Raw genomic sequence first — 15,389 nt, 5'->3', positions numbered from 1 at the left:
TTCGGCACGTGACGGCGACACCAGCTGTCAATCCCTGCCGTGCAACACCCCTACACAGGTAGCTTGAGGAATTGATGGCTGACAACGAGGGATTCCCCCAGACCGCCGACGGCGCCGCGGAAACCGCCGTCGCATCCACCCCGGCTGCCGGGCAGTTGGACGGCGCCGGCACCGGCATACACCGCCCCGCCACCGATCTCTCGGTGGCCGAGCTGCGGGAGTGGTTGCGCCGCTGGGTCGCCGACGCGACCGGGCAACCGATCGAGCAGATCACCGTGGACCGGCCGATGGAGGAATTCGGCCTGGCCTCGCGGGACGCGCTCGCCCTCGGCGGCGATATCGAGGAGCTGACCGGCGTCACGCTCAACGCGACGATCGTCTATCAGCACCCCACCATCGCCTCGCTGGCCGAGCGGATCGTCAACGGCGAGCCGGACGTCCCGGAAGGACCGCTCGACGAGGCGTTCTACACCGCCGGGCACCTCGCGGGCGACGCGCACGACGTCGCGATCGTGGGCCTGTCCACCCGATTGCCCGGAGCCGGTGACACGCCCGAGTCGACCTGGGAGTTCCTCGCCGGCCGCGGCGACGGGGTCCGGGAACGGCCGGCCGGGCGGTGGTCGGAGTTCACCGCCGATCCGCGGCTCGCGGCGGCGATCGATGCGGCCAACACCAAGGGCGGCTACCTCGACCAGGACGTCATCAAGGGCTTCGACGCCGAATTCTTCGCGATGTCGCCGCTGGAGGTGGAGCGGGTCGACCCGCAGCAGCGGCTGATGATGGAGCTCACCTGGGAGGCGCTGGAACACGCCCGCATCCCGGCGAACGAGCTCAAGGGCGAGCCGGTGGGTGTGTTCATCGGATCGTCCACCAACGACTTCATGCTGATCGCGGCGCTGGGGCTGTCCGGCGAGCGCGATCCGAACGTGCCGGTGTCGGCCGAGGCGTACTCGCTGATGGGCAGCGCGTCCTCGATCATCCCGAACCGGGTGTCCTACTTCTACGACTTCCGCGGGCCGTCGGTCTCCGTCGACACCGCGTGCTCGTCCACGCTGGTCGCGGTGCACCAGGCCGTGCGCGCGCTGCGCTCCGGCGAGGCCGACGTGGCCCTGGCCGGCGGCGTGAACATGCTGGTGGCGCCGGCCGCGACGCTCGGCTTCGAGGCGAACGGGGCGATCGCGAAGGACGGCCACATCAAGGCGTTCTCCGCCGATGCCGACGGTTTCGTCCGGTCCGAGGGCGGCGGCCTGGTGGTGCTGAAGCGCCTCGCCGACGCCGAGCGCGACGGCGATCAGATCTACGCCGTGATCAAGGGTTCCGCGGTCAACAACGACGGCCGCTCCAACGGCCTGCTCGCCCCCAACCCGGACGCCCAGGCCGAGGTGCTGCGCCGCGCCTACCGCGACGCCGGCATCGCGCCGACCTCCGTCGACTACGTCGAGGCGCACGGCACCGGCACCCTGCTCGGCGATCCGATCGAGGCGGACGCGCTGGCCCGGGTGATCGGCCGCGGCCGCGACGCCGACAAGCCGGCGCTGCTCGGCTCGGCGAAGTCCAATTTCGGCCACCTGGAGTCGGCGGCCGGCGCGGCCAGCCTGGCCAAGGTGGTGATGGCGTTGCAGCACAACGTCATTCCGCCGAGCGTCAACTACTCCGGGCCGAATCCGTACATCCCGTTCGACCAGGCCCGGCTGCGGGTGGTCGACGAGCCGACCGAATTCCCGCGCTACAGCGGCACCGCCACGATCGGCGTCTCCGGCTTCGGCTTCGGCGGCACCAACGCGCACGTGGTCATCCAGGAGTACGTGCCCGCCGCCGAGACCGAGGACGAGGAGTTCGAGGTACCCGCCGGGCTCGCCGCGAAGGCCGAACTCGAGGGCGACGTCGAGGACGAGCTGGACGACGAGACCACCGATGTGATCGCCGACGCGGAGGCGATCGTCGCGGCGGCCGGTCCGGCATCCGCCACCGATGTCCCCGAGTGGACCGACGCGCGCGCCACGCCACTGCCGGTGATCCTCCCGGTCTCCGGGTACCTGCCGTCCCGGCGTCGCCGCGCCGCCACCGATCTGGCCGACTGGCTGGAATCGGCCCAGGGCGCATCGACGCCACTGGCCGATGTGGCCCGCACCCTGGCCAAGCGCAACCACGGCCGGTCCCGCGGCGTGGTGCTGGCCACCACGCACGAGGAGGCGATCGCGGGCCTGCGGGCCGTCGCCGCCGGCAAACCCGGGCCGGGCGTGTTCACCGCCGACGCCCCGGCCGCGCACGGCCCGATGTGGGTGCTGGCCGGTTTCGGCGCGCAGCACCGCAAGATGGGTAAGCAGCTCTACCACGAGAATTCGATCTTCGCCCGGACCGTCGACAAGGTCGACGAGCTGATGGAGTTCGAGACCGGCTACTCGGTCCGGGAGATGATCCTGGACGACGAGCAGGACTGGGACGTCGGCACGTCGCAGGTCGGCATCTTCACCATCCAGGTCGGCCTGGCCGAGGTGCTGCGCGCACACGGCGCCGTGCCGGAGGCCGTGGTCGGTCATTCGATGGGTGAGGCCGCGGGCGCGTACATCGCCGGCGGTCTGAACCTGGAAGACGCGGTGCGCGTGATCAGCGCCCGCTCCCGGCTGATGGGCGAGGCCGAGCAGGCGCTCACCGACGATCAGGTCCGCAACATGGCGCTGGTGGAATACAGCGCCGATGCCATCGTCGAGGTGCTCGCCGACTATCCGGATCTGGAGGTCGCGGTCTACGCGGCCCCGACCAACACCGTGATCGGCGGGCCGCCGGAGCAGGTGCACGCGGTCGTCGCGCGCGCCGAATCCGAGGGCAAGTTCGCCCGGGTGCTGCCGACCCGCGGCGCCGGGCACACCTCGCAGATGGATCCGCTGCTGGGCGAGCTGGCCGCCGAGCTGGCCGGGATCGAGCCGACGCCGCTGCGGGTCGACCTGTACTCGACCGTGCATCGCGACGCGGTGTACCCGACCGGTAATCCGGCGGTGCACGACGTCGACTACTGGGTCACCAACATGCGGCATTCGGTGTACTTCACCAATGCGGTGCGGCATGCGGTCGACAACGGCATCACCACCTATCTGGAGCTGGCGCCGAATTCGGTGGCGCTGATGCAGGTGCTGGGCACCACCTACGCGGCCGGTGTGCACAATGCGGCGCTCGTCCCCACGCTGAAGCGCAAGGAGGACGAGTCCGCCGCGGTGATCGGCGCGCTGGCGCAGCTGTACGCGCAGGGGCATCCGGTGAACCTGACCTCGTTGCTGCCCGCGGGCCCGTTCGCGAACGCGCCGCGCACCGCCTTCCTGCGCAAGGAGTACTGGCCGAAGGCGAATATCGCGCTCGGTGGTTCCGGCGCCGGCCGGGTGCCGGGTGCGCACGTCGCGCTGCCCGACGGCCGGCACGCCTGGGAGGTGTCGGCCGAGGTCGTCACCGAGCTCGGTGCGCTGGTCGCCGCCGCCGCGGGACAGGTGCTCACGGAGGTCACGCTCGGCGCCTCGGTGGCCCACGCCGCGGCGCCCGCGAGCGGCACGCTGACCACCACGCTCACCCCGCATCCCGGCGGCGCGTCGGTACAGGTGCACGCCGCCGAGGGCGCCGGGTTCCGGTTGTTGTTCGACGCGGTCGTCACCTCGGGCGCCCCGCTGCCCGTGGCCGTCGCGGCACCGGCCGCGCCGAGCGAGAGCGTTGCGGCACAGCAGGATTCGGTCGATGCGGGTCCGGTATCGTTCGGTGAGCGCTGGAGTCCGGACAGCACGGAGACGATCGACGCGCGGCTGCGCGGCATCGTCGCCGAGACCATGGGCTACTCGCCCGAGGATCTGCCGATGGAGATCCCGCTCATGGAGCTGGGTCTGGACTCGCTGATGGCGATGCGGATCAAGAACCGGGTCGAGTACGAATTCGACATCCCGCAGTTGCAGATCGCCGCCGTGCGCGACGCCAGCCTCACCGAGGTCGCGAAGATGCTGCGGTACGCCATCGAGCATCGCGACGAGGTCGAGGCGCTGGCGGAGCAGCAGGCCGCCGGCGGCGGCACGCTGACCGTCGACGAGACCGTGGTTGCCGCGGCCCGCGCGGCCATCGAGTCCGGCGCGGATCCGGCGGCCGCCGCCAAGGCCGCCGCGGGTGTCGAGACCGCCACTGCCGCAGCCGGATCCGCGGGCGCCGGCGAAAGTGCAACGGCCCCGGCGGGTTCCGAGACGGCCGGCGAAAGCGCAACGGCCCGAGCGAATTCCGTGACCAGTGCGGACACCGACTCGGCCGCGACCGAATCCGCCTCCGCCGCAGGCGGTGTGCGGACCGAAGCCGGTCGCGAGGAGAACGTGCCGCCGCGCGATGCGGCCGAGCGACTCACCTACGCCACCTGGGCGACGGCCACCGGCAAGTCGGCCGGCGGCATCTTCGATCTGCTGCCCGCGATCGACGAGGAGCTCGCCGGGAAGCTCGCCGAGCGACTGTCCGAACGGGTCGGCGCCACCCTCGATCCGGTCGAGGTACGGGCCGTCCGGACCATCGAGCAGCTGTCCGATATCGTCCGCAGACATCAGGAGGACGGCGGCAGCCTCGACGGCTTCGTCCGCACCCTCCGGGCCCGGCCGGACGGCGCGACGACCGTGCCGGTCTTCGTATTCCATCCCTCGGGCGGTAACACGCTGGTGTACGAGCCGCTGCTGAAGCGGCTGCCCGCCGACACCCCGATGTACGGCTTCGAGCGGGTCGAGGGTTCCATCGATGAGCGTGCGCGGCAGTACATTCCGGAGATCCGCAAGCTCCAGCCGGAGGGGCCGTACGTGCTGTACGGCTGGTCGCTGGGCGCGGTGTTCGCGTTGCAGGTCGCGCAGATCATGCGGGACGAGGGCGCGGACGTCCGGCTGATCGGCCTGATCGACCTGGCGCTGCCGGTGGACAACGAGGTGAACACGCCCGAGGAGCGGGTGCGCCGGATCGAGCGGTACCAGGCCTTCGCCAAGAAGACCTACGGTTTCCAGGGCGAACTCGATGAGGAGCAGATGGCGGAGCTGGCCGGCGTCGACGACTCGGAGCAGTTCCAGATCATCTCGGAGCTCATCAAATTCGCGGGTGTGCAGATCCCCGGCGGCGTGCTGGAGCACCAGCGCACCTCATGGGTGGAGAGCCGCGAGTTGCAAAAGGTGACGCCCAGCCGGTATGACGGTGACACCGTGCTGTACCTTGCGGATCGTTACCACGACGGAATCATCGAGCTGGAACCGCGTTTCGCCGACCGCCGGCCCAACGGTGGCTGGGACGAGTACATCCCGAATCTGGAGATCATCCACATCCCGGGTGACCACCTGCAGATCATCGATGAACCGCGTATCGCTACGATCGGCGCCGACCTGACCGAGAAGTTGACCGAGATCCAACGCAGCTGACCGATATCCGAGGGGAGATCTGTGAGCACTACCGCTGAGAAACTCGCCGAACTGCGCAAGAAGCTCGAAGTGGCGCAGGAGCCGGCAGGCGAAGCGGGGGTAGCGAAACGGACCCGCAAGGGCATCCCCTCGGCCCGGGATCGGATCGCCATGCTGCTCGATCCCGGGACGTTCGTGGAACTCGGTGCGCTGGTGCGCAATCCCGGTGACCCCGACGCGCTGTACGGCGACGGCGTGGTCACCGGGCACGGCCTGGTCGACGGCCGCCCGGTGGCGGTGTTCTCGCACGACCAGACCGTGTACGGCGGGTCGGTGGGCGAGATGTTCGGCCGGAAGGTGGCCGCGATCTACGAATTCGCGGCCAAGGTCGGCTGCCCGGTGGTCGGCATCAACGATTCCGGCGGCGCGCGGGTGCAGGAGGCGGTGACCTCCATGGCCTGGTACGCCGAGCTGGGCCGCCGCCAGGAGCCGCTGTCCGGCATGGTGCCGCAGATCTCGATGATGCTCGGCAGCTGTGCCGGCGGTGCGGTCTACGCCCCGATCAACACCGATGTGCTGGTGGCCACCGAATCGGCCTACCTGTTCGTCACCGGCCCGAAGGTGATCCTGGAGGCCACCGGCGAGGATGTCAGCCTGGAGGAGCTGGGCGGCGCGCACAGCCAGGCGCAGTACGGCAACATCCACCACGTCGCGAAGGACGAGCCCGCGGCGTTCGAATGGGTGCGGCAGTACCTGAGCTATTTCCCGTCCAGCTGCCAGGAACAGGGCCCGGTGATCAATCCGGGTCTGGAACCCGAGATCACCGACAGCGACCGGGAACTCGACGCGATCGTGCCGGATGCCGACAACGCCGCCTACGACATGTACGACGTGCTGCTGCGCATCTTCGACGACGGCGACTTCCACGAGGTCGGCGCGGCGGCGGGCCGCAATCTGATCACCGGCTTCGCGCGGGTCGACGGCCGCGCGGTGGGCGTGGTCGCCAATCAGCCGATGATGTTCGCGGGCGCGCTGGACGCCCGCACCGCCGACAAGGCCGCGCATTTCGTGCGGATCTGCGACGCGTTCGAGATTCCGCTGGTGTTCGTCGTCGACACACCCGGATTCCTGCCCGGGGTCGAACAGGAGAAGATCGGCGTCATCAAGCGCGGCGGGCGGTTCATCGCCTCGTACGTCGAGGCCAGCGTGCCGAAGGTGACGGTGGTGATCCGCAAGTCCTACGGCGGCGGCTATGCGGTGATGGGCTCCAAACAGCTCGGCGCCGACGTGAATCTGGCGTGGCCCACCGCCCGGATCGCGGTGATGGGCGCGGAGAGCGCGATCAGCCTGATCGGGGCGCGACAGCTGGCGGCCGCGCCGGAGGATCAGCGCGAGGTTCTGCGCAGGCAGATGATCGACTTCTACAACGCGACCATGGCCACGCCGTGGGTGGCCGCCGAGCGCGGCTATGTGGACGCGGTGATCGAGCCCGCGGCCACGCGCCTGGAAATTCGCCGGGCCCTGCAACTGCTGCGGGACAAGAAGCTCATCCGCAATCCGCGCAAACACCACCTGTTCCCGTTCTGACCGTCCGACCGGCCGGAACACGACCGCAACCATTGTCTTTGCCGGAATCCGCGGGACCGGCGACCACTGTATGAGAGCCTTCTGCTATGGGTAGCTCACCGAAGGCTGTACTAGAAGGCGGACCGTCCGACCTGTCGCAGCGGATCGTCCCGATCACTCCACCGGGTATCGAGTTACGCGTTCCGCACGACGGCGGCTACGAGCGTTTCCGCGCGACCCCGCGCCGGCGGGACACCACCGAGGGCAGCCTGCCCGTCTACGAATGGTTCGAGCACATCGAACACTGATCCCGCTCACCCGGTCCGGTTCCGAAGACGAGCCGCGGGCGGCGTACCGAGTACGCCGCCCGCCCGTTCCGAACTTCACCGAGCCGATCCGCCGCGATCCGCGCGCGGATGGCCCGATCGACTCAGTACATCCGAATCTGACCCGGCGTCCAGAATCCCGATCGGGTCTGCTCCCCGGTATCGATCCTGGCCGGAGTGGCATTCGGGTAGTAGCGGTCGTAGCGCTCGAGCGAACCCCAGTCCCGCGCCCAATCGCCCTTCAGATAGGTCGGAATCGTCGAGGCGCCGGCCAGCATGTTCGCGAAACCGTTGACGCCACCGAACTCCTCGGCCTGCCAGGTGTCGGTCGAACTGACCGCGAGCGGCCGGTCCGGCTTGATCCGGAAGTTCGGCATATCGGCCACGCCGTCGCGGTGCAGGAACGGCTGCTGGCAGGGGAACTGCAGGCCCACCGCCCAGTCCTCCAGCACCTCCTGCTTGGTGCCGATGTAGTCGCCCAGCGTCTGCAGGACCGGCACCCGCGGTGCGGTGAAGGCCAGCCACTGATCGCCGATCAGCACGTTCCGGCTGGCGACGATGCGGATCGCGTCGGCGTCGCCCGCCAGCGCGTCCATCGGGACGCGCAGGTTGCGCCAGGACGGCGCCGGGCCGATATCGCGCGGGATGGTCGCGCCCAGCTTGGTGACGGTGCCGTCGGCGTTGCGCTTGCCGTACTCGACCGCCAGGTCCTGCCCGTATTGCAGTGCGCCCGCGGTGTCGTAGGACAGGATGCGCCCGGCCGCCGAGATCACCACCAGCGGTGACTGCGACGACCGCGCCGGCAACTGGTACCAGCTGGAGGTCAGATGCGCCGGCTCCTGGATCCCGGCCTGATAGCTGCCCTGGACCGGTGTGGTCTTCGGGTCGAGCCCGAACGGGAGCGCCACCGTACTGCCGTTGACCCCGGCGTCGGCGATGCGGCCGCCGCCGGTGCCGGCACTCTGCCCGTCGGCCACGTTGATACCGACGGACTGGGTGGTGGTGTTGCCGGAGCCCGGCTTCACCTCGACCGAATCGGCCTTCAGCGTGTCGGGAATTCCGTTGGGGTCGAAGCCCGTCGGATTCTCACCGCCCAGCGGGTCACCGTTCTTCGGCGGGTGTGCCGGATCGATGATCGGAGTCAGGTTGCCGCCGTTGGCATTTCCCTCCACCAGCACATCGTTGGCGAGACCGCACGAATTGCCGCCCAGCGCATCGAAATTCGAGCGGGCCAGCGAATAGGACGGGTACTGCGAGTACGCGCCCTTGGCCAGCGACAGCACCTCGAACGCCACCATGAGCAACGCCACGATCGTCAGCGGCACCCCGGCCAGCCAGCGCGCGGTCGCCGCGCGCCGCGGCCGGTCGCCCGGCGGTGCCACATAGTCCTCGCGCAGCGCCTGCCAGCCCACCAGCACCAGCGCGAGGCCGAACAGCACCAGCATGATGGTGTTGGACTGATGCCCGTGCAGCTGCACCGGCTTGTCGAACCACGGCACGCCGTAACTGGAGACGTACCAGTACCCGTTGGTGCCCGAGAACGACACCGCCAGCACGAACAGCAGCGCCGCCAGGAAGATCGACCGGCTCTTGCGCGACCGCAGCGTGGTCCGCGACACCGCGACCGCGGTCGCCGCCGCCAGCGCGCCGGCGATACCGGCGTACGCGCCGAAGTGGTGCGTCCACTTGGTCGGGTTGAACATCATGAAGAAGATCGTCCCGGCGACCATGCCGATCAGCCGCCAGGTCGGCCCGGAGGCCAGGCCGGGCACCTGCCGCCGGCGCAACAGCACCAGCGCGGTGGTGATCAGGCACAGGATCATCGCCAGGAAGGCGAAGCGGCGCGACACCGAACCGTCGACGGTCTGGACGAACAGGTAGTAGTAGCGGAGGTAGTCCTCCCACCAGGCCAGGTTGGGGCCGGTGATCTGCCGGATCCGGTCGGCCTCCTGGATATTGGCGAAGGTCTGGTCGCCGTAGACGACGGTCAGCACCAGCACCCCGGCCGCGCCGATCGGGGCCAGCTGCGGCACCGTCGCGCCCAGCCAGCGGCCCGCGCCCCGCGCGATCAACTCCCGGCGGCGGCGCACCACGATCCGCACCAGCGGGCGGATGGCGGCCAGCAGCGCGGCCACGCACATCAGGCCCGTCGGCGCCGCCGCGAGGGTGAAGGCCGCGAAGAACACCGCGATCGCGGCCGGCAGCAGCCGGCTGGTGGCGATGGCCCGCTCGAGCGATACCCAGGTCAGCATCGCGCCGAGCGCCACGATCGGCTCCGAGCGCAGGCCGTTGTCGTAGGGCAGCCAGAACGCGAGGAACACCATGCCGGCCGTCCACAGCGCAATGGAATCGCCCCGGACCAGGAGATTGCGGCCGAGCGCGCCGCGGGTGCCGCGACCCAGCCGCGGCAGCACCTCCCGGCTGATCACCAGCCAGCACAGGATGCCGCAGAGCAGGGCCGGGATCCGCACCCACCAACTCGCCGTGGAGAAGTTCGCGAACTCCTGGATCACGTAGTAGTACCAGCCGAACGGCGCCTCCGGTACGCCGTACCAGCGGAAGTAGTTGGCCAGATAGCCCGCGTGCGGGGCCACCCGCACCATGGTCAGGATGTAGCCGTCGTCGGAGGTGTTGGCGCCGATGAAGTGCCAGATGCCCAGCGTGCCGATCACCGCGCCGTCGGCCCAGGTGGGCCGCAGCCAGCGGGCCGGCAGGACGCGGCGGTGACCGCGGCCGTCGGCGAGGTCGATCCGGGCCAGCGCCAGCAGCGCGATGAGCGTGCACAGCACCGCGGCGATCGTCGCCACGATCTTGGTCAGCGTGGGGTGCGAGGTGAACCGGGAGTCGACGGTCATGTGGAAGGACAGCCCGGCCGGCGCCGCGCCCTTCAGGTCGGAGAACACGCCGACCACCTGCGGCCGCAGATCCCCGTTGAGGGATCCCTCGACCGGCACGGTGACCTGTTCGGTGGCGCCCGCCGGACCACCGGCCACCGGCCGCTCGACCGTGGCGGTGAGCCCGGTGAACGCGGCGCTGGTGTGGGTGGCGTCGGAGCTGATATCGATCGAGGTGCAGCGGCCGAGGTCGGCGCGCTTGGCGGTCGCGACGATGGCGTTGCGGTCCACCACGTCCACCGAATCCTCGGTGACGCGCACGAACAGCGATTGCAGCGCCGACCGATCGCCCTGCGGCGGGGCCGTGTTCAGCAGCAGGCCGCCCTGCTGCAACTGCGCCGCCAGGGTGCAGGGGATGCTCGCGCGCAGATCGACCGGCACCTGCGACATCAGCGGCGCCTCGATATTGCCGATCGCCCCGCTCTGCGGCCAGTTCACCTCCGCGGTGGTCTGCACCACCGGCAGGAACGGGGTGGCGAGTGCGAACAGTGCCCCGAGCAGCCCCGCGATGGCGGCGATGAGCCGCGCGGCACGGTAATCGCTCGGCTTGGGCACCGGTGGTAGCGGTGCCGGTTTCGTCAGGACAGCGGTTGCGACATCGGACACGGTTGGGAATGGTATCCGCATCGAGCCGATATCCGCCCACAGTGCACACGAGCACACAGGAGATTCCGTCCGGACGGAAAATCCGTCGCTTCCGGCGGGCCGGAAATTCGGTACTCCGGCGGGCCGGAAATTCGGTACTCCGGCGGGCCGGAAATTCGGTACCGGTCGGAATCCGGCGATCAGCGTGTCTTGATCGGCGCGTCCTTCCCGAGGCCCCAGCGATCCCGGACCGTGACGTCGATGGCAGCGGGTGCGGCATCCGGCCGGTACGGGGTGAAGCGCTCCAGTTCGCCCCAGTCCCGATCCCAGTTGTGGTTCAGGTAGGTGGACACCGTCGCCGGTTTCGACAGCAGTCCGGTCCAGCCGAGCGGACCGCCACCGATATCGTCCTGCCAGGCGTTGGCCGCGTCGGAGCCGACCCGGTCGGGCAGGATCCGCCAGCGCGGGGCCTCCGCCACCCCGTCGGCGTGGTCGAACGGCCGCTGGCACGGGAAGGCCAGTCCGACATGCCAATCCGCCAGCACCGGATCGGTGCGCCCCACCACATCGTCCAGCGTGGCCACCCGTGGCAGCCGCGGCGGCGTCACGGCCAGCCACTGCCGCGCGGTCAGGTCGTTGGCCACCGCGACCAGGCGCACGGCGTCGGCGTTGGCGGGTACCCGATCCAACGGCACCCGCAGATTGCGCCACGACGGCGCGCCGCCGATATCCAGCGGCAGGACCGAGGTCAGCGGCGCGAACGACCCGTCCGCGTTGCGATGGCCGAAGTCCACCCGCAGATCCTGGCCGTAGCTGACCACACCGTCCTTGTTGATCGACTTGATCCGCCCGGCCGCGGTCACCACCAGCACCGGCCGGTCCGGATCCTGCCGGGCGGCCGGATCGAGGCGGTACCACTGCGAGGTGAGGTGGGCCTGCTGCTTGTCGCCGGTGGTGTAGCTGCCCAGCACCGGGGTCCGGGCCGGATCCAGCCCGAACGGCAGCAGCGCGGTACTGCCGTTCACCCCCGCGGCCGTGGCGGTGCCGCCACCGGTCCCGGCGGCGGTCGTGCGGGTGGTCTTGTTCTTGGTGTTGGCGCTGGTCGAATTGGCGCCGCCGGCCACGGTCTCGTCCGGATCGGCGGTCAGGTCGTCGGCGACCCCGTCCGGGGTGAAGCCGACGTTGTCCCCGGGTGTGGCGGCCAGCCCGTCCTTCGCGGCCCCCGAATACGGCTGCAGGAGCGAATCCGCGGTATCGGTCTCCACCAGCACCTCGTCCGCCAGCGCACACGGATGCCCGGTCAGCGCCCGGAAATTCGATTCAGCGAGCGAATACGCCGGATACTGGGTCACCGCCGCCTTACCGAACGAGGCCACCTCGAACAACACCATCGCCGCGGCCGCGATGGTCAACGGCTCGACGGCGAACCGATCGAACCGGCGCCGGACCGGCCGAGCCGCCACATACGGCTGCCGGTAATAGCGCCACGCCGCAACCAGCAGGCACAACACCGCGAGCCCCAGAAATACCGTCGAGAAGCCCTTCCCCGCGATCATCGGCGGCTTGTCCCACCACGGCACGCCGTAACTGGACACGTACCACCAGCCGTTGGATCCGGTGAAGGTGACCGCCAGCAGGAAACACACCGCCGCCGCGAACAGCGACCGATGGTAGGGCGCGCGAATACTGTTGCTGCCCACGGCCATCGCGGTGAGAGCCGCCAGCGAACCGGCGAGCCCGGCGTACACCCCGAAATGATGCGTCCACTTGGTGGGCGTGAACATCATCAACAACAGCGACATGAAGACGATGCCGAGCACCCGGACCGCGGGCCCGCGCGAGGTACCCGGAATCCGCCCGTTCTTGCGCAGCATCACCAGCACACAGACACCCAGGCACAACAACATCCCGAGAATGCCGAAACGCCGGGCCAACCCACCGTCCGGCGACAACATCAGCAACGAGTCCCACCGAGTGCGCTCGTCGAACCAGGCCACATCAGGCCCGACCAACTTGCGCACCCGCGTCGCCTCCAGCACCGAGGCCAACGTCTGATCGGCGAAGACCACGACCAGCACCAGGGTCCCGGCGGCGATCCCGGGCGCCAGCAACGCCGCGAACCGCAGCCAGGCCGAGCCCGCCGCACGGGATTCCGCGGTACGCGACGTCGCTGCGTCCGGCGTGGTGCGCGGTACCGCAGTGCGCGATGTTGTCGCGTCCGGCGTGGTGTGCGATGCCGCCGCGTCGGGCGTGGTGTGCGATGCCGCCGTGTCGGGCGTGGTGTGCGATGCTGTCGCGTCTGGGGTGGCGCGCGATGCTGTCGCGTCTGGGGTGGCGCGCGGTGTCGCCGTATCTGGCGTGGTGCGCAGTGTCGCCGCATCGGGCGCGGTACCTGATGGCGCCGCATCCGGTGGCGTACCTGGTGCCGCTGTATCCAGTGTCGCCGTGTCCGGCGTGGTACGTGGTGCTGCCGTACCGGGCGCGGTATGGGCAACCGTCGCAGCCCGACCCGCCGGGCCGGAGACCGCCGCACCCGCCGGCCGGCCGAGGGCCCGCGCGACGAGCACCTGCAACACCGGCCGGGATCCGGCGATCAGCGCCGCGAGGCAGATCAGCCCGGTCGGCCCGGCGGCCAGCGAGAACGCCGCGATCAGCACCGCCAGCGCCGCGGGCAGCAGCCGCCGGGTGGCGATGGCCCGCTCGACCGAACACCAGGTGAGCAGCGCGCCGAGCGCGATCAGCGGCTCCGGCCGCAGCCCGTTGTCGTAGGGCAGCCAGGCGGCGAGGAAGACCAGCGCCGCCGTCCAGCGCGCGACCCCGCTGATCCGCAGGGCCTCCGGATGACCCGGCCGCCGCTGTCCCGGCCCGAGGATCCGCTCCTGCCGATCGTCGTGGACATCGCGGGCGCGCCGGACCCGGCAACCCAGCCGCGGCAACACCTCCCGGCTGATCACCAGCCAGCACAGCACCCCGGCGAGCAGTGCGGGAAGCCGCATCCACGGCCCCGCGTCGGTGAGCCGGGCCATCCACGCCAGCACCTCGTACGGCCAGCCGAACGGCGCCTCGGCCACCCCGAACCAACGGTAGTAGTTCGCCATATAGCCCGCGTGACGCGACACCCGGGCCATGGTCAGGATGTATCCGTCGTCGGAGGTGTTGGCGCCGATCAGATACCAGAGCACCAGCGTGCCCAGCGCGACCGCATCCGCCCAGGTCAACCGCCACCAACGAGAGGGCAGCACCCGCCGATCCCGGCGACCGTCGGTGGTGTCGAGCAGATGCAGGGCGATCAGCGCGATCAGGGTGAGCAATACCGCGCCCACGATCGCGACCAGCTTGATCGCGCTGGGCGAGGAGGTGAACCGGGTATCGATGTCGGCGTGCAGATGCGCGTTGCCCAGCCGCCCCCGATCCAGATCGGTGAAGACGCCGACCATCTGCGGCCGCGCATCACTGGTGACGGTGGTGAGATACGGCGTGCCGTCGTGACGCCGAGCCCCGACGAGCTCGGCGGTGGTTGCCGTCGCCGTGGAATGCACGGTGAGCGAGGAGCACTCGGCAATCTCGGCCACCGGCACATGCAACAGCGGGATATCGCGCACGATCACCGACAACACCGGCCCGCTCGCCGCACCCGAATCATTGGCCGCACCCGCCGTATCGGCCGAGCCCGGCCCGCCGGCCGCACCGGAACCGCCCGGTGCATTCGTGGCTGCACCCGGTGCACCGGCTGTGCCCGATTCGCCCGTGCCGCTTCCGGTTTCGGCACCGGGGGTGGTGGATGCACCGATCACCTTGGCGACCAGCCCTTTTGCCGCGGCTTGATCGGCCTGGGTCGGCGCGGTCGCGAGTACCGTCCCGGTGGGCAGATCGCGGAACGCGGTGCACGGCACCGAAATATCCACGGCCAGCGGCACATACGCCACCAGCGGGGCCTGTACCTCGAGTGACGACGATTGCGGCCAATCCAGGGTGGCTCGGTCCTGGCGCACCGGCAGCAGCGGAACCGCCACCGCCAGCAGCACACCGAACAGACCTGTCAGCAAAGCGATCAGCCGGATCCGGGACAACGCCGGGGAGTCTGCGCGCACGAAGCACGATGCTAGCCATAACGGGTCGTGGAATCTGCCGGCATCCACCACCCGGGACGGGAGCCTGCCCGGGAACCACCCGAATCGCTCACCCGGCCGCCGTGAGCGGCCCCCAATGGCCCGAGTTATCCACAGAAGTGCGACTTATCCACAGGAATGTGCAGTAGTCCACAGACTTGTGCACAGCCGAGGGTCGTCCCCGGCCGACTGTTACCCCGATCACTCCGATTCCGGCCGGTCATCGACCGTCCGGAATCGCGATGACGCCACGCCAGCCGGCGCACATCCATCGGCACAGTGGCGGTGGCGGTCCTCCCCCCACCGCACGACGGATCCCGATCTGCGGCTCGCGGTCGACCAAGACGGTCCGCGTGCGGCCAACCGGGACGGTCTGGGTGCGCCGACCGGGACGGTCCGGGTGCGTGTCGACCAGGACGGGCCCCGATGCGGTCAACGGTGTCGGTGCCGTCGACTGGGCCAGTCCCGGTGCGGTCAACTCGGCCGGGTCCGGTCGCGGTCGATCGGCCCGGCCGTGTGCGGTCG

Annotated in this window: 5 protein-coding genes; 3 read left to right on the top strand and 2 right to left on the bottom strand. The window is 70.1% G+C overall.

Annotation, left to right across the window (positions count from 1 at the left end; all coding sequences use genetic code 11):
* The first annotated feature begins 74 nt into the window (after window positions 1-74).
* The 3 genes from pks13 to G361_RS0135505 all read left to right on the top strand — a co-directional run bounded on the left by pks13 (window position 75) and on the right by G361_RS0135505 (window position 7,258).
* On the top strand, window positions 75-5,405 hold the full coding sequence (pks13, locus tag G361_RS0135515; protein WP_019931905.1) for a polyketide synthase Pks13: 5,331 nt from the start codon (window positions 75-77) through the stop codon (window positions 5,403-5,405).
* Between the two features lie 21 nt (window positions 5,406-5,426).
* Window positions 5,427-6,971, top strand: coding sequence for an acyl-CoA carboxylase subunit beta (locus tag G361_RS0135510; protein WP_019931904.1), 1,545 nt, complete (start codon window positions 5,427-5,429; stop codon window positions 6,969-6,971).
* Window positions 6,972-7,057: 86 nt separating this feature from the next.
* Window positions 7,058-7,258: a DUF5988 family protein gene (locus tag G361_RS0135505; RefSeq protein ID WP_019931903.1), complete on the top strand. Its 201-nt coding sequence runs from the start codon at window positions 7,058-7,060 to the stop codon at window positions 7,256-7,258.
* A gap of 122 nt (window positions 7,259-7,380) precedes the next feature.
* On the opposite strand, the gene G361_RS0135500 is transcribed toward G361_RS0135505, so the two are convergent.
* Window positions 7,381-10,776 (bottom strand): arabinosyltransferase domain-containing protein, encoded by a 3,396-nt coding sequence (locus G361_RS0135500; protein ID WP_019931902.1) that lies wholly within the window; start codon window positions 10,774-10,776, stop codon window positions 7,381-7,383.
* Window positions 10,777-10,955: 179 nt separating this feature from the next.
* Window positions 10,956-14,846, bottom strand: coding sequence for an arabinosyltransferase domain-containing protein (locus tag G361_RS48830; protein ID WP_155981957.1), 3,891 nt, complete (start codon window positions 14,844-14,846; stop codon window positions 10,956-10,958).
* Between the last annotated feature and the right edge of the window lie 543 nt (window positions 14,847-15,389).

The sequence above is a fragment of the Nocardia sp. BMG111209 genome (assembly GCF_000381925.1).
In the GTDB taxonomy this organism is placed as follows: domain Bacteria; phylum Actinomycetota; class Actinomycetes; order Mycobacteriales; family Mycobacteriaceae; genus Nocardia.
This window is presented reverse-complemented; position numbering and strand designations above follow the sequence as displayed.